Genomic DNA, 23,194 nt, shown 5'->3' on the forward strand with positions numbered 1-23,194 from the left:
GGTCTGTCGTCTTCGACAGTCCGGTCAGTCGTCTTCGACGACGTCGAAGGTGGCGTAGAGGCCGTGCACGACGTTGGGTGCCAGATCCTCCGCGATGCGAAGATCGATGGGCGCGAAGGGATCTGCATCCTCGTCCGGGTGCAACTGCAACAGCGTCAAGGACGGGCCGTCCTTGAGTACCGCAACGATCAACCGCGCGTCGCGCTTCTCGGGATGGTTCTCGGCGGCCGAGCGTGCGGCCTCGTCGGCGGCATCGGGGTCGGCGAGTAGCGGCATCAACGCCTCGTCGAGGGTCGATTCGGCGGCCGGCGGAAGAACCACGATCTCCTGAACGAGGGCGCATCCGACGACACCGTCGGGCCACGTCGAGGTGGCCAGGAACTCGTCGAGAGCGGGGGAGCCGCCGGTGATGTCCTCGGGCAGCGAATGTTGTTGAATCGGAGTCAGAGCAGCGCCGTCTGCCAGATCGTCGAGCAGGCCTGGTTCGGCTGCGGCGAGCGCCGCGGTGGGTACCAGTGCAAACATCTGCGGGGCCTGGTGCCATCCGCCTGCGTCGACGAAGTCCGCCACTTCACGCGCGCACCGGGCCAGAGCCTCGGCCGCGTCGTGTCCACCCGACTCGGGGTCGAACTCGTCACCGAACTCGTCTCGGCCGGGCAGTGCGTTGCTGTCGTTGCTCACCGCACTATCCTCGCATCCGGATGGTTCTCTCGATGTCGACGCTCCTTACCTGCGACCGCCAGCGGACGCAGTACGGGCGTCGCAGCCGTAGGATCAACGTACGTACAGTAGGGCGAAACGGACATGCGGTGCACATCGAGTGTGCCGCACAAGTCATCTGCGGTGCCGTTCTCGGTGCCGCCTGAAGTTGGAGTGTGGCTCGTGGGCATGAGGCCCCCAACCGGTATGCCGTCCTTGTCGCGGCGAAGCCGGATCTTGCTCGTATTGGCCTTGGTGGCAGCAGGTTTGCTACTCATCGGTCCCCGTTTGATCGACGTGTACACGAACTGGCTGTGGTTCGGTGAAGTCGATTTCCGCGGCGTCTACACCACCACTCTGTTGACGCGGTTCGTCATCTTCCTCGTCGTCGGCCTCATCGTCGGACTCATCGTGTTCGCGGCACTGCTCTTGGCGTACCGCAATCGTCCGGTGTTCGTTCCGGTCGCCGGCCCCAACGACCCGATCGCGCGCTACCGCACCACGGTGATGAGCCGGCTGCGGTTGTTCGGCATCGGCATTCCGGTCGTGTTCGGCTTCCTGTCCGGCATGATCGCCCAGACGAATTGGGTCACCGTGCAACTGTTCCTGCACGGCGGAGATTTCGGCAAGACCGATCCGCAGTTCGGTCTCGACATCGGGTTCTATACATTCGATCTGCCGTTCTACCGGTTCATCCTCAACTGGCTGTTCGTAGCCATCTTGGTCGCATTCTTCGCGAACCTGCTGACGCAGTACGTCTTCGGCGGTATCCGGCTCGCCGGACGCGAGGGCGCACTGACCCGCGCGGCGCGGATCCAGCTCGCTGTGATCGCAGGCAGCTTCGTTCTGCTCAAGGCGGTTGCGTACTGGTTCGACAGGTACACACTGCTGTCGAGCAGTCGTAAGGAACCCACGTTCACCGGTGCAAGCTTCACCGACATCAACGCGGTGTTGCCGGCAAAACTGATCCTGCTCGCAATCGCATTGATCTGCGCGATCGCGTTCTTCGCGGCAATCTTCTTGCGCGACCTGCGAATCCCGGCCTTGGCCACCGCCCTGCTGGTGCTGTCCTCCGTTCTCATCGGTGCTGTCTGGCCGCTGGTGATGGAACAGTTCTCGGTTCGTCCCAACGCGGCCGACAAGGAAAGTACCTACATCGAGCGAAACATCGCGGCGACTCGTGATGCGTACGGCATCGGTGACGACGTCGTCGAATATCAAGATTATTCGGGTGAAAGCTCGCAGAACCCGCGCGAGAGCGAAGCGGACAGAACCACCATTGCGAATACTCGGCTACTCGACCCGAACGTGTTGTCCCGAACGTTCACGCAGCAGCAGCAGCTCAAGAACTTCTTCGGCTTCCCCGATACGCTCGACATCGATCGATACGAAATCGATGGTCAGCTGCAGGATTATATCGTCGCTGCGCGTGAGCTCTCACCGAAGTCGTTGACCGGCAACCAGACCGATTGGATCAACCGCCACACCGTGTACACGCACGGCAACGGCTTCGTGGCGGCTCCCGCCAACAGAGTGAACGCAGCGGTGCAGGACCCGACCGCGGATGGTGCCACCAGTAACAGCGGTTACCCGATCTACACGGTCAGCGACATCGCTTCCCAGGGCACCGAGCAAGTAATCCCGGTCGACCAACCACGCGTCTACTACGGCGAGGTCATCGCCCAGGCAGATCCCGATTATGCGATCGTTGGTGCTGCAGGAAGCGGTGCCCGCGAGTACGACACCGATGAGTCCAATTTCACGTACGACGGGTCCGGCGGAGTCTCGGTGGGCAATTGGTTCAACCGATTGGCCTTCGCGGCGAAGTACGGTGAGCGCAACATTTTGTTCTCGGACGCTATCGGAGACAACTCGAAGATCCTGTTCGATCGCGATCCACGTGACCGGGTCCAGAAGGTCGCGCCGTGGCTGACTACCGATACCGATTCGTATCCGGCAGTCGTGGACGGAAAGATCGTATGGATCGTCGACGGATACACCTCGCTCGAGACATACCCCTACGCTCAGCGGGCATCGCTGGGTGGGTTGACAGTCGACAGCAACGAGCCGACCACAGGTCGCGCGCTCCCGCGAGACGAAGTGTCTTACATTCGGAACTCGGTCAAGGCAACGGTCGATGCCTACGACGGCACGGTCACGCTCTACCAGGTCGACGACAATGATCCCGTCCTGAAGGCGTGGATGGGTGTGTTCCCGGGGTCGGTTCAGCCGGAGTCCGCGATCACAGACGAGCTTCGTTCGCATTTTCGGTACCCGGAAGACCTGTTCAAGGTGCAGCGGGAGATGCTGGCCAAGTATCACGTGAACAACCCCAACGAGTTCTTCACCAACAACGCGTTCTGGTCCGTGCCGAGCGACCCGACCAGCAACAGCGGCGCGGGAAGTGACCTGAATCAGCCTCCGTACTACGTGCTGGTCGGCGATCCGGTGACCGGGGAGCCATCGTTCCGGCTGACCAGTGCCATGGTCGGCTTCAACCGTGAATTGCTGGCGGCCCATATCTCGGTGAGGTCCGATCCTGACAACTACGGCAAGTTCACAGTGCTGCAGTTGCCCACTCAGACTCAGACCCAAGGCCCGCAACAAGCGCAGAACTCCATGACGTCTGATTCGCGCGTGGCATCGGACCGAACGCTCTTGGAACAGTCGAACGAACTTCAGTACGGCAATCTGCTGACACTTCCGATCGCTGACGGTGGAATCCTGTACGTCGAGCCGTTGTACACGTCGCGAAAGAACGCGTCGACGTCAACATTCCCGCAGTTGACCAAGGTTTTGGTCAGTTACCGCGAACCCGGACCGGAAGGTGGCGTCCGCGTCGGCTACGCAGCCCGGCTGTCCGAGGCACTCGATCAGGTATTCGGCCCGGGAACCGGTTCTGCCGCGACCGCTCCGGGCGGAACTGCGGAGAATCCGCAGCCGGCGTCGGGCAGCACCGAAGAGGCAACGACCACGCCTCCGGCAAATCCGACTCCGGCCACCGGTGGTTCGACGACAAGGGACGCGGCGGTCACCGGGTTGAATTCTGCGCTGGAAGCCGTTCGTAACGCGCAGCGAAGCGGAAACCTTGCAGATCTCGGCACCGCGCTGGAGGACCTCCAGACCGCCGTGGATACGTACAACCGGGCAGGAAGTTGATCGATTCGGCCACGGCCTGCTGACTCGAAACGAAAGAGCCGCCTCACCAATGGTGAGGCGGCTCTTTCGTTGGCCGTGACAGTGGCAGTTCCGACGAACTGCCGGGTGATCAGCGGCCGAGGGGCGCGAGCACCGGGGCGTTGGCAGCAACGAGGTGCTGGAACTGCGTGCTCAGGCCGTACTGGTCGGCGAGCTTGGATGCGGCGTCGAATGCGCCCTGTGCAGCCTGCGTCGCCGCTGCTGCCTCGGGTGCCACGGCCGGAGCGGGCGCCTGGGCAGGTGCAGGTGCCGGAGCCGGTGCGGGAGCAGCCTCGGGCTCGGGAGTCGAGGTGCCGGTGGTCAACTGCTGACCGCACACGGGCCATGCACCCGGTCCCTGGCTCTGCAAAGTGTTCTCCGCGACGCGGATCTGCTCGGCCTTGGATGCGTTGGCCGGTGAACCGGTTCCGCCGTTGGCCGTCCAGGTGCTCTGCGAGAACTGCAGGCCACCGTAGTAGCCGTTTCCGGTGTTGATACTCCAGTTGCCACCGCTCTCGCACTGTGCGACGCCGTCCCAGTTGTGCGTGGCTGCGTTGGCGGTTCCGGCCGAGACGCCGAGGGGGATTGCTACGGCGGCACCTGCGATGGCGGCCAATCCGAGTGCGCGGCGGGTCTGCTTACCGAAATTGTTTTCAATGGTCATGCGGGGTGAATCCTTTCCGCGCTCGACTGGCGCGACTGGCCTGCAATCACGTCGCCGATGTATCAGGCGATAGTGACCAGGCACTTCGTATCGTCGCGGCTCTGCCCCCGTACGTATTGGGGACCACACCCGCGGGGCAGAGCGAAAGAAGCGGCGGGGTGGTTCAGGCCCAGCGGTTTAGGGCCGTCCGTGAAGGTAGTCGAGGATTCACCCACCGTCACGGAGCCGAAATGGGATGGGGGGCGTCCATATGTTGGGATATTGCGGTGTATTTCTGCAGCTCAGACCGGCTCGTGCCACTATTGTTTCTGCTTCGTAATCCGAACGTTATGTGACTCGAAACACGCGAGAAATGAGATGCGGAGCACTATTTTCGGGACCCTCGAGCGTGATAACTGCAGGCGTAATGCGATGCAGTGCGTCCGATTCTTCGGTGTTCGAGCACGCGAAAGTCATGTGATTTGCATTGGTTGTATGCACGGGAGTAACTTCGTAGATGCAACGCGGGGTGGAGCAGCTCGGTAGCTCGCTGGGCTCATAACCCAGAGGTCGCAGGTTCAAATCCTGTCCCCGCTACCACTGAAAAAAGACCCAGGACTTAGGTCCTGGGTCTTTTTTGTGCTCTGATGAATATCATGGATGGTCCCCCGAACCGATGTCGTACGCGGTACCGCAGTCCGGGGCGGCCCGCGTGATTCTCCCCGCAGTCCGAGACCCACGTCTTATCACCGTGCATCGCGGCGGGCTTCTGTCCGACGACGATCATCGAAGCCTCGCGCTGTGGGCGGCCGAGTGCGCGGAGCATGTCCTTGCTCTCTTCGAGAGGGCCGAACCCTCCGATTCGCGGCCACGCGACGCAATCGAGGCCGCTCGCTCGTGGGCGCGTGGCGAACGCGCGATGATGGCAACTCGTGCGCTGGGCGGCCACGCCATGGGTGCAGCGCGGCTTCTCCGTGGTGCTGAGCGTTTCGCCGCATATGCAGCAGGTCAGGCCGCGTGTGTCGCTCACGTGGCCGAACACGACCTCGGCGCGGCCGCATATGCCATCAAGGCGGTCCGCGCCGCTGCGCATCCCGGCCGGGAGGTAATCGCGGGGAGAGAAGAGCGCGAGTGGCAGCGCGATCGGCTCCCGCAGAGCGTCCGGGAACTGGTGCTGGAAGACCAGCAGAAAAGAAGCGGTATTTGCTGGTCCGTGTTCGACGATTGACCCGTCGATAGAGGTCACTGTCGTCGCGCTATTCCACCGTAACTGTCACCGTCAACACTGCACGCGGGACGATCACCGCTGTCAGCTCAGTCGGTGTCAGCACGGACACCGGGACCAGTGAAGCGTCCGGCACGAACCGAATGGTGGTGCCGGTGTGCTCGGTCGGTGCCGTCGACATCAGCGCGGTGACGGGAATTCCGTGCTCGTACCGTCCGGTCCACGAACCGTCGATCCGCCGGTTGGTGTGTTCGAGGGTTTCGGACAGAGCTGCCACCGTGGACATCCCGCGCCTGGCGTATCCGTCGTCGAGCAGGACGGGTCGTGCTTCGTCGAAGAAGCGCACATCTTTCGTGCTGACGACAGGTTTGCGGACCGCGACGCCGTTGTCGAGTCTGGTATCGGTGCCGCGACCGGTATCGGACACCTCGATCGTTCCATCCGAGCCGAGCGTGATGACCGCCTGACCGCCGCCCTGATGTTCGGCTTCGTCCGCCGCGTACGCGAGCACTTCGAGAACGAGGTGTAGGAGCCCTCCGGGTGCGTATTCGCCGGGGCGCGCTCTGATGTACGCGAGATGGTCTCGGTCGACGTCCACCGACCAGTCGTGTGTCGTCGTGGTCCATGTACGGCGACCGTTCATGGGGTGCTCAGTCCGAAACCTGCTCGCGCGCATCGTCACTGGTGACTGCCGCAGAGTCGGCGGGATCTTCGGTGTCGTCGGAGCTGTCGGAGCCGTCGGCGGTGAGGTCGACCGTGTCTGCGCCCTCGAGAGCGGTCAGTTCCTGCTCCGCCTCTGCGATCAGGCCTTTCGCGTTCTCTTCCAACTTCTTGATCCACTCGGCCATGACGGTCACCCTTCGCTCGATCGTGTACCACCGGTCTACCAGACTTCGTCCCCCTAGGATCCACGGTGTGCAAACACGAACCTCGCGTCTCGATCTCGACGAGCCGGTCGACACCGATCTCGATGCGCTGTACGCCATCTGCAGCGACCCGCAGTCGTGGACTCACTTTCCGAGCCTGCGGCACACCGATCCCAGCGTGACCGAACGAATGTTGCAGGGTTGGTCGGAGCAGTGGCGGCGAGATGGATTGGCTACGTGGATCATTCGTGAGCGCGGCAGCCGGACGATCAGTGGCTACGGCGGGTGCTCGAAGCGGCGGAACGCGTTCTGGAATCTCGGCTATCGCCTCCATCCCGACGCACAGAGCAAGGGGTATGCCGCGGAGATGTGTGAGACCGCAGTCGAGCGCGCGCATCGAACCGAGCCCGACTTGCCGATTGTGGCTTACCTGCTCGAACACAACGTCGCGTCGGCCCGGGTGGCCGAACGCGCGGGCCTGGAGTTGATCAGCCGTGGACCAGACGTCGGCAATCCCGACGCCGAGGCAGTTCGCCTGGTCTACGCAGACCGCTCGCTGACGGCAGATCAGGTGGATGTGGTTCTCTCGACCTGACCGATGCAGATGTGTACCTCCGCCAGTCGCCGTTGTAGGAGTCTCTTCTCCGGGGCGGTCCGTGCGAAATCCAGCGCTCGTCTGTAGTCGACTGCCGCCTCGTCGAACCTGCCGAGCCGCTGCAACAGATCGGCTCTCGCCATGGGGTAGGGATGGTAGCGGCGCAGCGAAGTCTCGTCGGCGAGCGCGTCCAGCTCTCGGAGGCCTGATTCGGCACCGTCGCGCATCGCCACCGCAACCGCCCGGTTCAGCGCGACGATCGCGCCTGGAGTGATCGTCATGAGGACGTCGTACAGTGCAACGATCTGTGGCCAGTCCGTGCTGTGGGCGTCGTGTGGTTCGTCGTGCAGCGCGGCGATGGCTGCCTGCACCGAGTAAGGACCGCTGCGTCCGCCACCGAGAGCCTCGACCACCAATTCGGTACCCTCGGCGATGAACTCGGCATTCCAGAGTCGACGGTCTTGATCGGCCAACAGTACGATCTCGCCGTCGGGTCCGGTCCGGGCGCTGCGTCGTGCGTCGATGAGCAGCATCAGTGCCAGCAGGCCGGTCACTTCGGGTTCGGCCGGCAGCGCGGCGTGTAGGAGTCGGCCCATGCCGAGTGCTTCGGCGGTGAGATCGACACGCCCGACGAGTTCACCGGACGTCGCCGAATAGCCTTCGGTGAAGATCGAATAAACGACCTCGAGCACCATCGGCACCCTGCTCGCCAACTCGTCCTGTTCGGGAAGGCGGAACGGTATGCGCGCGACGCGAATCTTTCTCTTGGCCCGTACTATTCGCTGCGCTGCCGTGGCCGGAGGAATGAGGAGCGCTCGGGCAACCTCTGCGGTGGTGAGACCGGCCAGGCATCGAAGCGTCAATGCGAGTCGGTCTCCCGCCGCAAGTGCAGGATGCGTGCAGGTGAAGAACAACTGCAGTCGGTCATCGGGCAGATTCTCGTCGAGCGAATTCGGTGGGTGCGATTCTCGTCGATCCGAATCAGCCTGCAGCATACCTACTTTCGCGGCCAATGTTCGGTCGCGTCGCAGTCTGTCGACTGCTTTTCTGCGGGCGGTGGTGAGCAACCAAGCACCGGGCTTGGCCGGGACGCCATCGATCGGCCAGTGGTGCAGCGCCGATTCGATGGCGTCCGAGGTCACTTCCTCGGCAAGGTCGAGGTCGCGGTACCGCTGCACCAGCGAGGCGAGCAGCACCGAGCGCTCGGACCGGAAGACCGATTCGAGCGATCGATGGATCTCGGACTCGCACACCGAAGAAAGCTGAGCGTCGAAATTCCGTCGGTCAGAACTCGGCAATGGGTCGCACGATCACGGTGCCGCCGTCCTTGGAGCCCGGGCATCGGGCCGCCCATTCGAGCGCCGCGTCGAGATCGGGCACGTCGATCACGTCGTAGCCGCCGAGGACCTCGTGCGATTCGGCGTACGGTCCGTCGGTGACGGTGCGCTCACCGGTGGCGACGTCGACGCGCACGGCTGTGGCTGTCGTGAGGTCGGCCATCGCATGACCCGAGACGTGGACGCCCGCCTCTTTCATCTCCTTCTCGAAGGTCATCCAGTCCTCCACGCTGCTGCAGCCCGGCGCGGCTCCGGGTGCGGTGTCGGCGTTGATCAAGAGGATGTACTTCATGGTGCGCTCCTGGGTTCGGTACCTCGTTGTCGCGGCGCGAGTCGCCGTACACGATGACGACGTTCGAGAAGCCACGATATCGACACCGACGATGGAAATTTCTCTGAAGCGCACGAAAGCGGCACCGGACTCGAGGTCCGGTGCCGCTTTCGGTCACCGCTCGGCTCGCTCACGAGCCGGGCGTGTCACTTCAGTTCTGCCGACGTCTTTCCGAGTACGCGACGAGCAACGATCAGCTGCTGTATCTGCTGTGTTCCCTCGAAGATGTCGAGAATCTTGGAGTCGCGGCTCCACTTCTCGAGCAGCGGGCGCTCGGAGTAGCCGTACGTGCCTGCCAGTTCCACAGCCTTGAGGGTGATGTCGACCGCCGAGCGGCCCGCCTTTGCCTTGGACATCGAGGCCTGGAGGGAGTTGGGCTCTTTGTTGTCGGCCATCCACGCCGCACGCAGGGTGAGCAGGTGTGCCGCCTCCCAGTCCGCTTCGAGGCGCAAGAACTCTGCGGCCGCTGCGTGCTGGTTGTATGCGGGCGTCTCGTAGGAGATCTCGACTCCGGCATCCACCAGGATGGACCGCAGCTCTTCGAGTGCTGCACGCGCCACACCGATGGCCATGCCTGCCACCAGGGGGCGAGTGTTGTCGAAGGTCTGCATGACGCCGGCGAAGCCCTTTTCGACATTCACCTCGGCGGTGCCGAGCAGGTTGTCCTTCGGGATACGGCAGTCTTCGAGCAACAGTGCTGCGGTGTCCGACGCCTTGATGCCCAGCTTGTGCTCGAGGCGGGCGACAGAGAGACCCGGAGCGTCACGCGGGACGACGAAAGATTTGATGGCTGCGCGGCCGAGTGACTTGTCCACCGTTGCCCACACGACGATGTGGGTGGAGCGCTCACCGGCGGTGACGTAGATCTTCTCGCCGTTGAGTACCCACTCGTCGCCGTCCAGGACTGCAGTTGTGGTGACGGCTGCGGAGTCCGAGCCGAAGCTGGGCTCGGTGATGGCCATCGAGGCCCATACCTTGCCGAAGCGCTCGAGCTGTTCGTCGGTGGACACCGCTGCGATGGCGGAATTGCCCAGCCCCTGGTAGGGGATCGACAGGGTCAGGCCGACGTCGCCCCAGCAGGTCTCGATGACGTTGACCAGAGCGGACATGTTGCCGCCGTTGGCGTTTGCGGTCTTACTGGGCTTGGCCGCGGACTCGCTGTCTTTTTCGCGGCCACCTTTGGCTCCGCCGATTTCGCCACCGGCGTCCGACATGCCTTCGACCATCGACGCCATGGTGTCGAGTTCCACCGGGTACTCGTGCTCGGCGAGGTCGTACTTACGGGAAATCGGGCGGAAGATCTCGGCAGCGACCTGGTGAGCCTGATTCGCCTGCGCCCGAAGCTTCTTGGGAAGTTCAAGATTGATCATCGTGTATGTCCTTGGGTGAGTGCCATGGAATTCGGGGCGGCGAGCTAGATGAGAACGATGCCTTCGGCGACGCCGACGGACCGCAGATCGCGGTACCAACGCTCGACCGGGTGCTCCTTGGTGAAACCGTGTCCGCCGAGCAGCTGCACGCCGTCCGAACCGATCTGCATGCCCTTCTCGGATGCGAGTCGGCGAGCGAGCGCCGACTCACGAGCGAACGACAGTCCCTGTTCGGCCCGCGAAGCGCCGCGCAGCGTGACCAGACGCATACCGTCGAGTTCGATGGCGATGTTCGCGACCATGAAGGCCACGGCCTGACGGTTGCTGATCGGCTCACCGAAGGCGACGCGATCGTTGACGTACGGAATGACGTAGTCGAGCACGGCCTGGCCGGTACCGACGGCCAGCGATGCCCAGCCGAGTCGCGCGAGACCGATGGCGGCGCTGTACTCGGCGGCCCGCTGGTCGGCGTCACCGTCACCGAGCAGTGCCGACTCGGGAACCGCGACGTCGGTCAGGATCAGGCGACCGAGGCCGGCTGCGCGCAGGCCCATGCTCGGATCGGCTTCGACGACGAGGCCCTTGGTGTCGGACTCGACGATGAAGAACGCCGGACGGCCTTCGAGTTCTGCGGCGATGACGAACAGCTCGGAGCTGCCGGCAGCGGGCACGAGGCTCTTGACGCCGTTGAGCTTGTAGCCGCTGGGGGAGCGGACGGCCTTGGTCTGCAACGCGTACGGGTCGAACAGGGCGCGGGGCTCGTTCACCACCACTGCGGCGTTCGGCACCTTCTCGCCGACGAATGCCGGAAGGTACGTCTTCTGCTGTGCGTCGGTTCCCCACTGGGTGAGGGCGACAGCCACACCGCTGGGCGCGAGGATGGGCAATGCCAGGCCCATGTCGCCGTGAGCGAGCGCCTCGGCGACGAGGGAGTTGGTCACCGCACCGCGCTCGGTGGCTGCGCCGTCGAGCTCCTCGGGAACGTTGATGAGCGTGATACCGAGCTCGGCAGAGCGACGAACCAGATCCTCGGGAGAGGAGGCGTTGTGGTCTGCCTCGAAGGCGGCCGGGCGGAGAATCTCCTCGGCGAACTCCTTGACCGTCTCGACGATCATGCGCTGTTCGTCGTCGGGCGTCAGATCGAAGTAACTCAGGTTCTTGCTGGCACCGTCGTCGAGACGCTTGGGCTTGCCACCCCCGGTGACCTTGGCGAACGTGCGATTGGCCGCGCCGAGCGTCTTGAACCCGGTCTTGGTGCTCTCGTACGTCACCCGGTCGATGGTCTGGCGGAGGTTGTACTTCTCCGCCAGTTCCGATCCGGTGATGGCGGTCAGAACGCGCATCGCGGTTCCGATCGCATCTCTCTTGAACGGGTTGAGGCCAACTGCAGAAGTATCGCGGGGCACCTTCGGGGCCTTCGCGTCGACCACACTGTCTTGCTTGCTCATGATCACCAGTTCCTCGGCGTCGGGCACGGACCACATAGATCTTACTCCCGAGTAAGTTAGCTGTCTACTGTCGAGTAAGTTCCGCGTCGATGTGCAGCGACGACGCCGGACATTGCGCCAGGCGAGGAGGGATATGGCACGCTGTTGCGGTGCATCCCACAGCTCAGATCTTCGCCGCCCTCGCCGCAGCCCTTCACGTCGTCATCTTCGTCATGGAAAGCGTGCTCTGGTCGAAACCCGCCGTGTGGGCAAAGTTCGGTGTCGCGAGCCAGAACGACGCCGACACAACGAAGCCGATGGCCTTCAATCAGGGCTTCTACAATCTGTTTCTTGCCATCGGCATCGTGGTCGGCCTCATCGTGGGCGGGTCCGCGGGCGACGCGATCGTCTACTTCGCCTGCGCGAGCATCGTCGGCGCGGCGCTGGTCCTCGCCACCGGTGGTGCGAAATACTTCCGGCCGGCGTTCGTCCAGGGCATCACACCGCTGATCGCACTGGTGCTCGCCGCAGTCCTCTGACGTCTGTCCTATTCAGGCGTCGGGGGTCAAACGGCCGAGTACCTCACGGTGCAGTAGCCCGTTGGTGGCCACGGCGCTTCCGCCGTGCGGGCCCGCAGTGCCGTCGAGTGCGGTGAAGTCGCCGCCTGCCTCACGTACGAGCACGTCCAGTGCGGCCAGATCCCACAACGAGACCTCGGGCTCGGCGGCGACGTCGACGGCACCCTCGGCCACGAGGCAGTAGGAGAAGAAGTCGCCGTAGCCGCGAACCCGCCACACGGCGTCGGTCAGTTCGAGGAATTTGTCTCTGATGCCCAGGTCGGCCCAGCCGGAGAGGCTCGAGAAACTCAGGCTCGATGATGCGAGGGAGTCGACCCTCGACACCGAGATCCTGCGTGTGACGCCTCCGTCCGTGGCCGTCCATGCCCCCTGGTCACTCGAGGCCCACCAGCGTCTATTCAGCGCAGGCGCACTCACGACGCCGACGCGGGGTACGCCGTCCTCGAGCAGGGCGATCAACGTCGCCCACACCGGGACGCCGCGGACGAAGTTCTTGGTGCCGTCGATGGGATCGACCACCCATTGGCGGCCGCCGTAGGTAGCGGTGCCGCCGAATTCCTCGCCCAGCAACGCATCTGCGGGGCGCTCCGATCCGAGTTCGGCTCGAATCATGGTCTCGACGGCCAGATCCGCGTCGGACACCGGGGTGAGATCCGGCTTGGAGTCCACCGAGAGATCCATGGCGAGAAATCGTCGACGGGTGATGACGTCGGCCTCGTCGGCAAGTCGGAGGGCGAGGCGAAGATCGGCGGAGTAGTCGGTCACCGGAGAAGACTAGCGCCGGGAACGGCGACGGAACTGCAGGCCGTTATGCGGCGACTTCGTTCAGCTTTCCGGTGGCGACGTCGAAGACGAAACCACGGGCCGACTCGTGCTCGGTGACGAACGGGCTCTGTTCGATGCGCGCCAGCGATTGGCGAACATCGCGATCCAGGTCTCCGAACGCTTCTGCGGCCCAGTTCGGCTTGATTCCGGTCTTGTCCTGAAGATCGTTCTTGAACTCGTCGTCGGTGAAGGTGAGCATGCCGCAGTCGGTGTGATGGATCAGGATGATCTCCTTGGTGCCGAGCAAGCGCTGGCTGATGGCGAGGGACCTGATCTCGTCGTCGGTGATCACCCCGCCCGCGTTGCGGATGACGTGAGCCTCCCCGTCGGCCAATCCGAGAATCCGGTACACGTCCAGCCGGGCATCCATGCACGCGACCACTGCGACATGCTTCGACGGCGGTAGCGGCAGCGGGCCGTCGAACCGGTCGGCGTACGCCTTGTTGTTCTCGAGGTATTCGTCGGTGACGGACACGGAAGACTCCTGTGGGTTGAGTGAAGTGCGGTGGACGGCGCCTGCCTGCAGCCCCGCGGTCGGCGTGTATGTCGACGTGCGCATAAGTCGATACCCCGAAAGCTAACAAGTGGTTCGACACCTCACGAGGGTTCAAATCAGCACGAGTCGAACGGTCGACGAGAGCGGTGTCCTTCTGTCGCCGCACAGCCTGGGCTCGGGGGCGGTCGGGTTCGGGTTCGCGTGCCGGTAACCTTGACTCTCGTGCATCCCGACGTTTCTGCAGACCTCGCCGAGCTCGACACCACTCTGTCCACCGTCGAGTCGGTTCTCGACGTCGAGGAGCTGCGGCGACGCATCGACGAGTTGGAACATCAGGCGGCGTCGCCGGACCTGTGGAACGACCAGGAACATGCTCAGCAGGTGACCAGCCAGCTCTCACATGCGCAGGCAGAACTCCGACGGGTCGAGGAACTCCGGCAGCGGCTCGAGGACATGCCGGTGCTGTACGAGCTGGCCGAGGGCGAAGAGGACGAGGCAGCCGTGTCGGCTACCGCCGATGCCGACGCCGAGCGCGCGTCCCTCCGAGAGGACATCGCGGCCATGGAAGTGCGGACACTGCTGTCCGGCGAGTACGACGCGCGCGACGCACTGGTCAACATCCGTTCGGGTGCAGGCGGAATCGACGCCGCGGACTGGGCCGAAATGCTCATGCGCATGTACATCCGCTGGGCCGAGAAGCACGGCTACGGGGTCGAGGTCTACGACACGTCGTACGCCGAAGAAGCCGGGATCAAGAGCGCGACGTTCGCCGTCAAGGCCCCGTACACCTACGGCACGCTGTCGGTGGAGCAGGGCACGCACCGGCTCGTGCGGATCAGCCCATTCGACAATCAAGGGCGTCGCCAGACGTCGTTCGCCGAGGTCGAGGTCCTTCCTGTCGTCGAGACGACCGATCACATCGAGATCCCCGAGGGCGACATTCGCGTCGACGTCTACCGCTCGTCCGGGCCGGGTGGCCAGTCGGTCAACACCACCGACTCCGCCGTCCGGTTGACGCACATCCCGACGGGAATCGTCGTGACCTGTCAGAACGAGAAGTCGCAACTGCAGAACAAGGTGTCGGCGATGCGCGTGCTGCAGGCCAAGCTGCTCGAGGTCAAGCGCAAGGAAGAACGCGCCGAGATGGATGCGCTCAAGGGCGACGGCGGCAGCTCCTGGGGCAACCAGATGCGCTCGTACGTGCTACACCCGTATCAGATGGTCAAGGACCTCCGTACCGAGTACGAGGTGAACAATCCGTCTACTGTTCTCGACGGAGACATCGACGGATTCCTGGAATCGGGAATCCGTTGGCGGATGCGAGGGGAGCAGTAGAACCGATGACGAACTGGTTCAACCCGACGCCTGACCTGAAGCTCAACGCCCTCGGGATCGTGCTGTACATCCTCGGTGGACTGCTGGCCGCGCGATTCGTCACCTGGACCGGTTCGCGGATCACCGCTCGTATCGACCGGAACTACCAACACAGTGACGCGCTGGTGCGGTCCGAGGCCGCCAAACATCGCCATGCACTGGCGCAGGTGATCACCTGGGTTGCCGTGACGCTCATCTACATTCTCGTCACCATCGAGGTGCTGCGCCGCTTCGGTTTCGGGGTCGGCGGCCTGGTTGCCCCTGCGACGGTCATCGGTGCGGCCCTTGGCTTCGGAGCGCAGCGCGTCGTGCAGGACATTCTCGCGGGCTTCTTCATCATCACCGAACGCCAGTACGGTTTCGGTGACGTGGTGCAGATCGCCGTCAACGGCTCTGCCGAAGACGCCGAGGGAACGGTCGAGGACGTGACGCTGCGAGTGACCAGGGTTCGCAGTGTGGACGGCGAGGTCATCACCATCCCGAACGGACAGATCGTCAAGGCCATCAATCTGTCCAAGGATTGGGCCCGCGCGGTCGTCGATGTGCCCGTGCCGAGCACCGCCGATCTCACGCAGGTCAACGCTCTGCTCCGGGCGGTCGGACGGGACGCATTCGCCGACACCAGGTTGCGTCCGCTGTTGCTCGACGAACCGACAGTGATGGGCGTGGAGAGTATCGAGGTGGGGCAGGTCAACGTCCGCTTGGTGGCGCGAACCCTGCCGGGCAAGCAGTTTCAGGTGGGACGAGAGCTTCGAGTCCGAGTCGCTGCCGCACTGCGGCCGGAAGGCATCAGTGTCGCTCCGGACGTGAGTACGGCCGGGGTGGCACCGGAATCGTCGGGACGAGATCGGACGGAGGAGCAGTGAGCACACCGGACACCGGGACCGATCTTCCGCAGCGCAATTGGCGGCAGTGGCGCATCCCGGCCAAGATCTTCGGCCGCGTCAGAACGTCCACCGTTGCGTTCGGTGTCTGCTTCGTCCTGACCGGTCTGCTCTACGGCCAGGTCAGCATTGAGATTGCCGAGCGGAACGAGCAAGCGACCCAGGGACCGGTAGCGGTGGACCCAGGTGAATTGAACACCTACACCGAGCCGCAGACCTACGCACCGACTCCCTCACGTCAGGCGACCACCACGCCGACTCCGACGGCGACCACCGATCCGGATGGATCGGGAAGCGTCGACGAATCCGGTCAGCAGGCGACCACGACGACCGTGCCGACCACGACGACCGCGCCGTTCGGCGTGCCGCTTCCGCCTGCGATTCAGTCGCTCATACCCACCTCACCTGCGCCGACGCCGTCGCGCTGAGGCATTCTTTACCGTCTCTCGGGACTCGCCGCGACGCCCGAGCAGTTCCGGCGGTTACCGGCGAGTAGGGACTACACTGGCGACCCGTGATCAGCACCTCGAATGTCTCCAAGTCCTACAAGACCTCCACCAGGCCTGCCCTGGACAAGGTGACGGTCTCCATCGACAAGGGTGAGTTCGTGTTCCTGATCGGTCCTTCGGGATCGGGCAAGTCGACGTTCATGCGGCTGCTCCTCAAGGAGGAGACGCCCACCTCCGGCGACATCCACGTTGCGGATTTCCACGTCAACCGGCTGGCGGCCCGACGCGTCCCGCGGTTGCGGCAGAGCATGGGCTGCGTGTTCCAGGACTTCCGGCTGCTGCAACAGAAGACGGTCGTGGAGAACGTGGCGTTCGCCCTCGAGGTGATCGGTAAGCCGCGCTCGATGATCAAGCGCACCGTCCCGGAGGTTCTCGACCTGGTGGGCCTGGGCGGCAAGTCCGACCGCCTGCCCAACGAACTGTCCGGCGGTGAACAACAGCGCGTCGCGATCGCCCGGGCGTTCGTCAACCGCCCGCTCGTCCTGCTCGCGGACGAGCCGACCGGAAATCTCGATCCGGATACCAGCCAGGACATCATGCTGTTGCTCGAGCGCATCAACCGCACGGGAACCACCGTGCTGATGGCCACCCACGACAACCACATCGTCGACTCGATGCGTCGACGCGTCGTCGAGCTCGACAACGGACGAGTCGTACGCGACGAGGCTCGCGGGGTCTACGGCGTCGGGCGCTGACGCCGCCCACCGACAGGACCGCCACAGACTTCTCGACCGAACGAATCGAAGGGCTCGGATTCCGCGATGCGCGCAAGTTTCATCTTCAGCGAGGTCCTCACCGGACTTCGTCGCAACATCACCATGACGATCGCCATGATCTTGACCACGGCTATCTCGCTCGGATTGTTCGGCGGCGGACTGCTCGTGGTGCAGATGGCCGGTAAGACGCAGCAGATCTTCCTCGATCGGGTGGAAGTGCAGATCTTCCTCACCGACGACATCTCCGCGACCGATCCGGACTGTGCTCAGGAGACCTGCGCCACTTTGCGCTCGGATCTGGAGAGCACGCCCTCGGTGGTCACGGTGCAGTACCTCAACCGCGAGGACGCGGTGAAGGATGCCACCGAGCGCGTGTTCAAGGATCAGCCCGAACTGGCCGAATTGGTCAGCGCCGACAGTTTTCCCGCGTCGTTCAAGGTGCGGCTCAGTGACCCGGAGCGCTTCGGGGTGATCAACGACAATTTCGAGAACCGACCGGGTGTGCAGAGCGTGCTCAACCAGCGTGACCTGGTCGAGCGGTTGTTCAGTGTGCTCAACGGTGTGCGCAACGCTGCCTTCGCCATCGCCACGGTGCAGGCCATCGCCGCAATCCTGTTGATTGCCAACATGGTTCAGATTGCCGCGTTCACCAGGCGAACCGAGGTCGGCATCATGCGGTTGGTGGGTGCCACTCGCTGGTACACCCAATTGCCGTTCCTGCTCGAGGCAGTGGTGGCGGCTCTGATCGGCTCGGCACTGGCCATCGCGGGCCTGTTCACCGCGAAGAACATGTTCATCGACGACGTGCTCTCCGACGTGTACCAAGCCAATATCCTGGCCCGTATATCCAACAGCGACGTGCTGCTCGTCTCGCCGTTCCTCGCGCTGGTGGGGGTCGGCATGGCGGCAGTGACGGCCTACATCACGCTGCGCCTGTACGTGCGCGAATAAATTCGCTTGCCGTTCGGTTCTATGCTGGAGCGGTTGCCCGTGGAACCGATCCCCGCGGCGAATGCTCGAGAAAGGGCCCTGCAGTGAGAGAGAAGGGCCGCAAGGCCATCGCGACCAATCGCAAGGCGCGGCACAACTACTCCATACTCGACATCGTCGAGGCCGGAGTTGCCCTCGTCGGAACCGAGGTCAAGAGCCTGCGTGACGGCAAGGCCTCGTTGGTCGACGCGTTCGCGACCGTCGACGACGGTGAAATCTGGTTGCGCGGGCTGCACATCGCCGAGTACACACTCGGTAGTTGGACCAACCATGCGCCACGTCGAAATCGCAAGCTCCTCCTTCATCGCCGCGAGATCGATCGCCTCGCAGGCAAGGTCAAGGAAGGCAGCCTGACGCTGGTACCGCTGTCGATGTACTTTTCCGACGGCAAGGTCAAGGTGGAACTCGCGCTCGCCAAGGGCAAGCAGGACTACGACAAGAGGCAGTCGCTGGCCAAGCGCACCGCCGAGCGCGAAGTGACTCGCGAGCTCGGTCGTCGGGTGAAGGGCATGCGCTGACCGCTGTTCTGCTCGCTCTGGTTGCAGCCGTCGGCTACGGGGTGAGCGATTTCGTGGGCGGTGTCGCATCGCGCCGTGTCGCCGCCCTGCGGGTGGTGATCGTGTCCTACCCGCTGTCGCTGGTGATCGTTCTGCTCGTCGCACCGTTCGTCGGCGGCACCATCGAGCTCCCGGCGATGTTGTGGGGACTTGCCTCCGGTGTCGCAGGCGGAGTTGCGGTCTGGTGGTTCTACCTCGCCCTCGCCGCCGGGCCGATGGCTGTGGTCTCGCCCGTCACCGCTGTTCTGGTCGCCGGAATTCCGGTGTTGGTCGGGCTGTCCATCGGGGAGCGTCCAGGCGTCATCGCCTTCGTCGGCATCGTCGTTGCGTTGGTGGCCGTGGTGCTGGTCAGCAGGGAATCGCCGGACGAGGTGACCGGTGAGGTTGCAGGCGGTCGGGAAATGACGTTCACCCGGACCGTGGCGTGGTTGACGGTCGGGTCGGGGGTGACCTTCGCCTTCGCGTTCATCTTTCTGCACCAGATCGGCGACGGCAGTGGGCTGTGGCCGCTGGCGGCATCGCGGGCCTCGGCAACCGCGGTGGTGTGGATCGTCGCCCTGGCATCCGGGCACTTCTCGCCTCCACACGGCAGCGTGCTCAAACTTGCGGCATTCGTCAGCGTGCTCGACGTCGTTGCCAATGCCGCGATGATCTACGCCTATCAGGGCGGCCTCCTGTCGCTGGTCAGTGTCATCGCCTCGCTGTATCCCGCGGCAACGGTGCTGCTGGCGATGGTGATGCTCGGCGAGCGAGTCGGAACCCTGCAGAAGGTGGGAATGGCGCTGGCGCTCGGTGCGATAGCGATGATCGCGCTCGCCGGTTAGCTTGCGGCCCGCGGGGGTAATGACCCCGGTTATGACATCTTTCGACTCTGCCTCCGACACCTCCGCACCCGGGGGTTCGCCTCGCGTCCTGGTCACCGGTGCCACGGGATACCTGGGCGGACGATTGGCTCCGCGACTTCTCGACGAGGGATACACGGTCCGGGTCCTGGCGCGCACGCCTGCCAAGCTCGACACCGTGCCGTGGGCGGCAGATGTCGAGATCGTCCAGGGTGATCTCAGCGATCGGGAATCGCTGAAGCAAGCGCTCAGCGGAGTCGACATCATGTATTACCTGGTGCACTCGATGGGCACCGCTGGCCACTCGGATTTCGCCGACACCGAACGCGACAGCGCCGAGAACGTCGCAGCCGTCGCGGCTGCGTGCGGCGTGGGTCGCATCGTGTACCTCGGTGGACTGCACCCGCCGACCGGCGAGCTCTCTCCGCACCTGAAGTCGCGCGCCGAGGTGGGGCGCATTCTGATCGAGTCGGGGGTCCCGACGGTCGTGCTGCAGGCGGGCGTGGTGATCGGCTCCGGTTCGGCTTCGTTCGAGATGATTCGGCACCTGACGAATCGGTTGCCGGTGATGACCACACCTCGGTGGGTCCACAACCGCATCCAGCCGATCGCGGTACGCGACGTCCTGCACTATCTGATCGGTGCCGCGAGCGCCCCGATCACCGAGTCCCGGACATTCGACATCGGTGGACCCGACGTGATGCAGTACGGCGAGATGATGAACATCTACGCCGATGTCGCAGGTCTGCGGCAGCGTCGGATCATCGTTCTCCCGGTGTTGACTCCGCGACTGGCCGGCCACTGGATCGGGCTGGTCACACCCATTCCTCGAGGGCTGGCCATGCCGCTCATCGAATCCCTCCAATACGACGCGGTCGGCCACGAAATGGACATCGATGCCGTCGTGCCGCGCCCGGACGGCGGCTTGACCGGTTACCGAGACTCCGTGCGATTGGCGCTGCGCAAGATCGACGACGGAGAGGTGGAGACGCGGTGGACCGACGCCACCGGCACCGCAGCACCGTCGGATCCGCTGCCCTCGGACCCCGATTGGGCCGGCGAGGTGGTCTACACCGACACCAGGGTCGCCCGCAGTTCGGCGGAATCGACCGCGATCCGACCCGCACTGGAACGGTTGGCCGACGCCGACGTTCTCACCGGCTGGCACCGCGACCTGACCGGACCCGACGCATCCGCGTCGGGCACCGAGCACACCACGCGCCTGAAGTCCTCGACTCGACTTCCCGGCGAGGCCTGGCTCGACCTGACGGTCGGGGGAACAGCGAAGCAGCCGACGATCGAGCAGCGCCTGGTGTTCTTTCCGCGCGGGTTGGCCGGTCGCGCGGTCTGGTACGCCTCGCTGCCGGCCCGCCTGGTCCTGGCGCGTCGAATGTTGCGCACGGTGGTGCAGCGCGTCGACTCCGATGCCGCGTCCAACACCCTGGATCGACGGTCCGGCAATTAACGGGATGATTGTGCCCGCGGGAGGCGTTACACTGAACAGCCCGGACACAATGTTCGGGAACATACGGGGCTGAACGGTTTCGACTTTGTATGTTGAGTCAGGGGAAGCGTGTCGGTGCAGGCGAGAGACCACCGTAAGCGTCATCGCAACCTTATAAGCGCCGATTCCAATCAGCGCGACTACGCACTCGCTGCCTAAGTAGCGACTGCGTGTCTGTCAGTCCGGGCTTGCCCTCGGTCCGGGTACTGGCATCAGCTAGAGGGCTTACCGATTCATCCGGCCGCGGGATGATGAGGAACATCAAACAGTGGCTGGGATCGTCATCCTGACTTGTTCGCGAGATCGGGAGATCCAAGTAGAGGCATAGCGGACTGCACACGGAGAAGCCCTGGCGATGCAGCAGAGGACCCGGGTTCGATTCCCGGCAGCTCCACTGTCACCGGGCCGAGAGATACTCTCGGCCCGGTTTTTTCGTTTCTTCACCCGTGGCCGGGTCGGCGCATCGCGCCTCGGGTACGCCGGTTGTCGTGCCACGGCGTTAGGGTTGATCGAGAGTTCGGTTCGTCGACCGAGTTCGGTTTCGTCAATCAATGAGGAGGCGCATCGTGGCGCACGAGAGAGCTGGAACCACTGCACTGCCGGAGGATCTGGTGGATCTTTCGCAGCTCGTGACCGCGTACTATTCGCGGGTTCCCGATGTGTCGGAACCGAGCCAGCAGGTGGTGTTCGGCACGTCCGGGCATCGAGGGTCGAGTCTGGACTCCGCGTTCAACGAGGCGCACATCCTGGCGACGACGCAGGCGATCGTGGAATACCGGTCGGCTCAGGGAACAACCGGGCCGTTGTTCATCGGCCGCGACACCCACGCGTTGTCGGAACCTGCCTGGACGACGGCGTTGGAAGTGTTGGCGGCCAACGACGTCGACGTGCTGGTCGATTCGGGGGACAGGTACACCCCCACCCCCGCGGTCAGCCACGCAATTCTTCGGTACAACGAGTCCGGGCCGACGGCGAAGGCCGATGGGATCGTGGTTACTCCGTCGCACAATCCGCCGCGAGACGGAGGCTTCAAGTACAACCCTCCGCACGGCGGTCCGGCCGACAGTGACGCGACGTCGGTCATCGCCGCGCGCGCCAACGAGCTTCTGCGCGAGGGCATTTCGGGCATCAAGCGGGTGACCCTCGCGCAGGCCTTCGCGGGAAGTGTCTCGCGCTACGACTTCCTCGGCACGTACGTCGACGACCTGCCGAACGTTCTCGATCTCGATGCGATTCGCGCAGCAGGGGTTCGTATCGGTGCCGACCCGCTCGGCGGCGCGAGTGTCGACTACTGGGATGCCATCGCCGAGCGGCACAATCTGGACCTGACCGTGGTGAACCCGTTGGTGGACGGCACTTTTCGTTTCATGACGCTGGACACGGACGGCAAGATCAGGATGGATTGCTCGTCGCCGAACGCGATGGCGTCGCTCATCGCTGCTCGCGATCGTTTCGACATCTCGACGGGTAACGATGCCGACTCGGATCGGCACGGCATCGTCACTCCCGACGGCGGTTTGATGAATCCCAATCACTTCCTCGCCGTCGCCATCGACTACCTGTTCACCCACCGACCCGATTGGTCACCCACGGCCGCAGTGGGCAAGACGTTGGTCAGTTCGTCCATGATCGACCGGGTCGTCGGAGGTCTCGGTCGTCGTCTGCTCGAGGTGCCGGTCGGGTTCAAGTGGTTCGTCCCGGGTCTGCTGGCCGGTGAGCTCGGCTTCGGCGGTGAGGAAAGCGCCGGAGCGTCGTTTCTCCGACACAACGGCCGAGTCTGGACCACCGACAAGGACGGCATCATTCTGGCCCTGTTGGCGTCCGAGATCACAGCAGTGACCGGGTCGACGCCGTCGCAGCGCTACGGCGAGTTCACCGCCACGTTCGGCGATCCCTCCTACGCGCGGGTCGATGCACCGGCCACACGGGAGCAGAAGGCCGTTCTCGCCAAGCTGTCTCCCGACCAGATCACCGCCACCGAGTTGGCCGGCGAACCGATCACGGCAACGCTGACCGAGGCTCCGGGTAATGGAGCTGGTCTCGGCGGCTTGAAAGTGACTACCGAAAGCGCCTGGTTCGCGGCGCGGCCTTCCGGAACCGAAGACGTGTACAAAATCTACGCAGAGTCGTTCCAGGGCAAGGAGCATCTCGCTCGTGTGCAGGCCGCAGCACGAGAACTGGTGTCGTCCGCACTCGGAAGCTCGTGACCGACACACCTTCACCCGAAAACGAGAGTTCGACGCCCGATC

The 23,194-nt window shown here is 64.0% G+C and carries 23 protein-coding genes, 1 tRNA gene and 1 other RNA gene; 15 read left to right on the forward strand and 10 right to left on the reverse strand.

Translation table 11 applies throughout. From position 1 onward, the window contains the following. Positions 1–24: 24 nt before the first annotated feature. Positions 25–591 carry a PPA1309 family protein gene (locus ACNEOT_RS12450; RefSeq protein WP_415975121.1) on the reverse strand — a complete coding sequence of 189 codons (567 nt, stop codon included), beginning with the start codon at positions 589–591 and terminating at the stop codon, positions 25–27. A 291-nt stretch (positions 592–882) separates the two neighbouring features. Here ACNEOT_RS12450 and ACNEOT_RS12455 point away from each other — a divergent pair, with 291 nt between their 5' ends. Further along, a complete protein-coding gene (locus tag ACNEOT_RS12455; RefSeq protein WP_415974346.1) occupies positions 883–3,858 on the forward strand; it encodes a UPF0182 family protein in 2,976 nt (991 codons plus the stop codon). 109 nt (positions 3,859–3,967) lie between these two features. On the opposite strand, the gene ACNEOT_RS12460 is transcribed toward ACNEOT_RS12455, so the two are convergent. Beyond that, the gene (locus ACNEOT_RS12460) at positions 3,968–4,540 is read right to left on the reverse strand and encodes a transglycosylase family protein (protein WP_415974348.1); all 573 of its coding nucleotides are present in this window, start codon (positions 4,538–4,540) and stop codon (positions 3,968–3,970) included. A gap of 502 nt (positions 4,541–5,042) precedes the next feature. On the opposite strand from ACNEOT_RS12460, the gene ACNEOT_RS12465 reads away from it, so the two are divergent. Together ACNEOT_RS12465 and ACNEOT_RS12470 are read left to right on the forward strand one after the other, a co-directional pair. Beyond that, positions 5,043–5,119 (forward strand) — tRNA-Met (locus ACNEOT_RS12465). A 112-nt stretch (positions 5,120–5,231) separates the two neighbouring features. Then, positions 5,232–5,747, forward strand: coding sequence for a putative immunity protein (locus ACNEOT_RS12470; RefSeq protein WP_415975123.1), 516 nt, complete (start codon positions 5,232–5,234; stop codon positions 5,745–5,747). A gap of 28 nt (positions 5,748–5,775) precedes the next feature. Here ACNEOT_RS12470 and ACNEOT_RS12475 read toward each other — a convergent pair whose 3' ends face one another. Next, positions 5,776–6,387, reverse strand: a complete 612-nt coding sequence (locus ACNEOT_RS12475; protein ID WP_415974350.1) for a hypothetical protein — start codon at positions 6,385–6,387, stop codon at positions 5,776–5,778. 7 nt (positions 6,388–6,394) lie between these two features. Next, complete coding sequence (locus tag ACNEOT_RS12480) at positions 6,395–6,592, reverse strand: hypothetical protein (protein ID WP_415974351.1); 198 nt, start codon at positions 6,590–6,592, stop codon at positions 6,395–6,397. A gap of 67 nt (positions 6,593–6,659) precedes the next feature. On the opposite strand from ACNEOT_RS12480, the gene ACNEOT_RS12485 reads away from it, so the two are divergent. Next, positions 6,660–7,205: a GNAT family N-acetyltransferase gene (locus ACNEOT_RS12485; protein WP_415974352.1), complete on the forward strand. Its 546-nt coding sequence runs from the start codon at positions 6,660–6,662 to the stop codon at positions 7,203–7,205. On the opposite strand, the gene ACNEOT_RS12490 is transcribed toward ACNEOT_RS12485, so the two are convergent. From ACNEOT_RS12490 to ACNEOT_RS12505, 4 genes are all read right to left on the reverse strand, one after another. Then, complete coding sequence (locus tag ACNEOT_RS12490; RefSeq protein ID WP_415974354.1) at positions 7,178–8,458, reverse strand: RNA polymerase sigma factor; 1,281 nt, start codon at positions 8,456–8,458, stop codon at positions 7,178–7,180. The genes ACNEOT_RS12485 and ACNEOT_RS12490 overlap by 28 nt on opposite strands. Before the next feature lie 31 nt (positions 8,459–8,489). Then, positions 8,490–8,834: a YciI family protein gene (locus ACNEOT_RS12495; protein WP_415974355.1), complete on the reverse strand. Its 345-nt coding sequence runs from the start codon at positions 8,832–8,834 to the stop codon at positions 8,490–8,492. Positions 8,835–9,019: 185 nt separating this feature from the next. Beyond that, complete coding sequence (locus ACNEOT_RS12500) at positions 9,020–10,243, reverse strand: acyl-CoA dehydrogenase family protein (RefSeq protein WP_415974356.1); 1,224 nt, start codon at positions 10,241–10,243, stop codon at positions 9,020–9,022. A gap of 44 nt (positions 10,244–10,287) precedes the next feature. Continuing rightward, positions 10,288–11,697, reverse strand: coding sequence for an acyl-CoA dehydrogenase family protein (locus ACNEOT_RS12505; RefSeq protein ID WP_415975125.1), 1,410 nt, complete (start codon positions 11,695–11,697; stop codon positions 10,288–10,290). A 143-nt stretch (positions 11,698–11,840) separates the two neighbouring features. Between ACNEOT_RS12505 and ACNEOT_RS12510 the strand changes: the two genes are divergently transcribed. After that, entirely contained in the window at positions 11,841–12,209 is a 369-nt protein-coding gene (locus tag ACNEOT_RS12510; protein ID WP_415974357.1) for a DUF1304 domain-containing protein, read from the forward strand. 12 nt (positions 12,210–12,221) lie between these two features. Here ACNEOT_RS12510 and hisN read toward each other — a convergent pair whose 3' ends face one another. Together hisN and ACNEOT_RS12520 are read right to left on the reverse strand one after the other, a co-directional pair. Continuing rightward, positions 12,222–13,013 (reverse strand): histidinol-phosphatase, encoded by a 792-nt coding sequence (gene hisN, locus ACNEOT_RS12515; protein ID WP_415974359.1) that lies wholly within the window; start codon positions 13,011–13,013, stop codon positions 12,222–12,224. A 43-nt stretch (positions 13,014–13,056) separates the two neighbouring features. Further along, a complete protein-coding gene (locus ACNEOT_RS12520) occupies positions 13,057–13,548 on the reverse strand; it encodes a beta-class carbonic anhydrase (RefSeq protein ID WP_415974360.1) in 492 nt (163 codons plus the stop codon). 243 nt (positions 13,549–13,791) lie between these two features. Between ACNEOT_RS12520 and prfB the strand changes: the two genes are divergently transcribed. The 10 genes from prfB to pgm all read left to right on the forward strand — a co-directional run bounded on the left by prfB (position 13,792) and on the right by pgm (position 23,152). Beyond that, on the forward strand, positions 13,792–14,904 hold the full coding sequence (gene prfB / locus ACNEOT_RS12525) for a peptide chain release factor 2 (protein WP_415974361.1): 1,113 nt from the start codon (positions 13,792–13,794) through the stop codon (positions 14,902–14,904). A 5-nt stretch (positions 14,905–14,909) separates the two neighbouring features. Next, on the forward strand, positions 14,910–15,809 hold the full coding sequence (locus ACNEOT_RS12530) for a mechanosensitive ion channel family protein (RefSeq protein ID WP_415974362.1): 900 nt from the start codon (positions 14,910–14,912) through the stop codon (positions 15,807–15,809). Continuing rightward, a complete protein-coding gene (locus tag ACNEOT_RS12535; protein ID WP_415974364.1) occupies positions 15,806–16,255 on the forward strand; it encodes a hypothetical protein in 450 nt (149 codons plus the stop codon). Before ACNEOT_RS12530 ends, ACNEOT_RS12535 begins: the two co-directional genes overlap by 4 nt. Before the next feature lie 86 nt (positions 16,256–16,341). Then, the gene (gene ftsE / locus ACNEOT_RS12540; protein WP_027496574.1) at positions 16,342–17,031 is read left to right on the forward strand and encodes a cell division ATP-binding protein FtsE; all 690 of its coding nucleotides are present in this window, start codon (positions 16,342–16,344) and stop codon (positions 17,029–17,031) included. A gap of 66 nt (positions 17,032–17,097) precedes the next feature. Then, positions 17,098–18,003 (forward strand): permease-like cell division protein FtsX, encoded by a 906-nt coding sequence (gene ftsX / locus ACNEOT_RS12545; RefSeq protein WP_415974365.1) that lies wholly within the window; start codon positions 17,098–17,100, stop codon positions 18,001–18,003. A gap of 83 nt (positions 18,004–18,086) precedes the next feature. Then, positions 18,087–18,560 (forward strand): SsrA-binding protein SmpB, encoded by a 474-nt coding sequence (smpB, locus tag ACNEOT_RS12550; protein WP_415974366.1) that lies wholly within the window; start codon positions 18,087–18,089, stop codon positions 18,558–18,560. 8 nt (positions 18,561–18,568) lie between these two features. Further along, positions 18,569–19,423 carry an EamA family transporter gene (locus tag ACNEOT_RS12555; protein WP_415975126.1) on the forward strand — a complete coding sequence of 285 codons (855 nt, stop codon included), beginning with the start codon at positions 18,569–18,571 and terminating at the stop codon, positions 19,421–19,423. 31 nt (positions 19,424–19,454) lie between these two features. After that, positions 19,455–20,906, forward strand: a complete 1,452-nt coding sequence (locus ACNEOT_RS12560) for an SDR family NAD(P)-dependent oxidoreductase (protein ID WP_415974367.1) — start codon at positions 19,455–19,457, stop codon at positions 20,904–20,906. A gap of 65 nt (positions 20,907–20,971) precedes the next feature. Next, positions 20,972–21,342: a transfer-messenger RNA gene (gene ssrA / locus ACNEOT_RS12565) on the forward strand. Between the two features lie 169 nt (positions 21,343–21,511). After that, entirely contained in the window at positions 21,512–23,152 is a 1,641-nt protein-coding gene (gene pgm, locus ACNEOT_RS12570) for a phosphoglucomutase (alpha-D-glucose-1,6-bisphosphate-dependent) (RefSeq protein ID WP_415974368.1), read from the forward strand. Positions 23,153–23,194: the final 42 nt, after the last annotated feature.

This window comes from Rhodococcus sp. 077-4 (assembly GCF_047782425.1).
Taxonomy (GTDB): domain Bacteria; phylum Actinomycetota; class Actinomycetes; order Mycobacteriales; family Mycobacteriaceae; genus Rhodococcoides.

Coding starts and splice junctions, on each gene's coding strand:
- ACNEOT_RS12480 (WP_415974351.1), bottom strand. CDS start 6,592: ATGGCCGAGTGGATCAAGAAGTTGGAAGAGAACGCGAAAGGCCTGATC.
- ACNEOT_RS12460 (WP_415974348.1), bottom strand. CDS start 4,540: ATGACCATTGAAAACAATTTCGGTAAGCAGACCCGCCGCGCACTCGGA.
- ACNEOT_RS12475 (WP_415974350.1), bottom strand. CDS start 6,387: ATGAACGGTCGCCGTACATGGACCACGACGACACACGACTGGTCGGTG.
- ACNEOT_RS12560 (WP_415974367.1), top strand. CDS start 19,455: ATGACATCTTTCGACTCTGCCTCCGACACCTCCGCACCCGGGGGTTCG.
- ACNEOT_RS12500 (WP_415974356.1), bottom strand. CDS start 10,243: ATGATCAATCTTGAACTTCCCAAGAAGCTTCGGGCGCAGGCGAATCAG.
- ftsX (WP_415974365.1), top strand. CDS start 17,098: ATGCGCGCAAGTTTCATCTTCAGCGAGGTCCTCACCGGACTTCGTCGC.
- ACNEOT_RS12530 (WP_415974362.1), top strand. CDS start 14,910: ATGACGAACTGGTTCAACCCGACGCCTGACCTGAAGCTCAACGCCCTC.
- ACNEOT_RS12495 (WP_415974355.1), bottom strand. CDS start 8,834: ATGAAGTACATCCTCTTGATCAACGCCGACACCGCACCCGGAGCCGCG.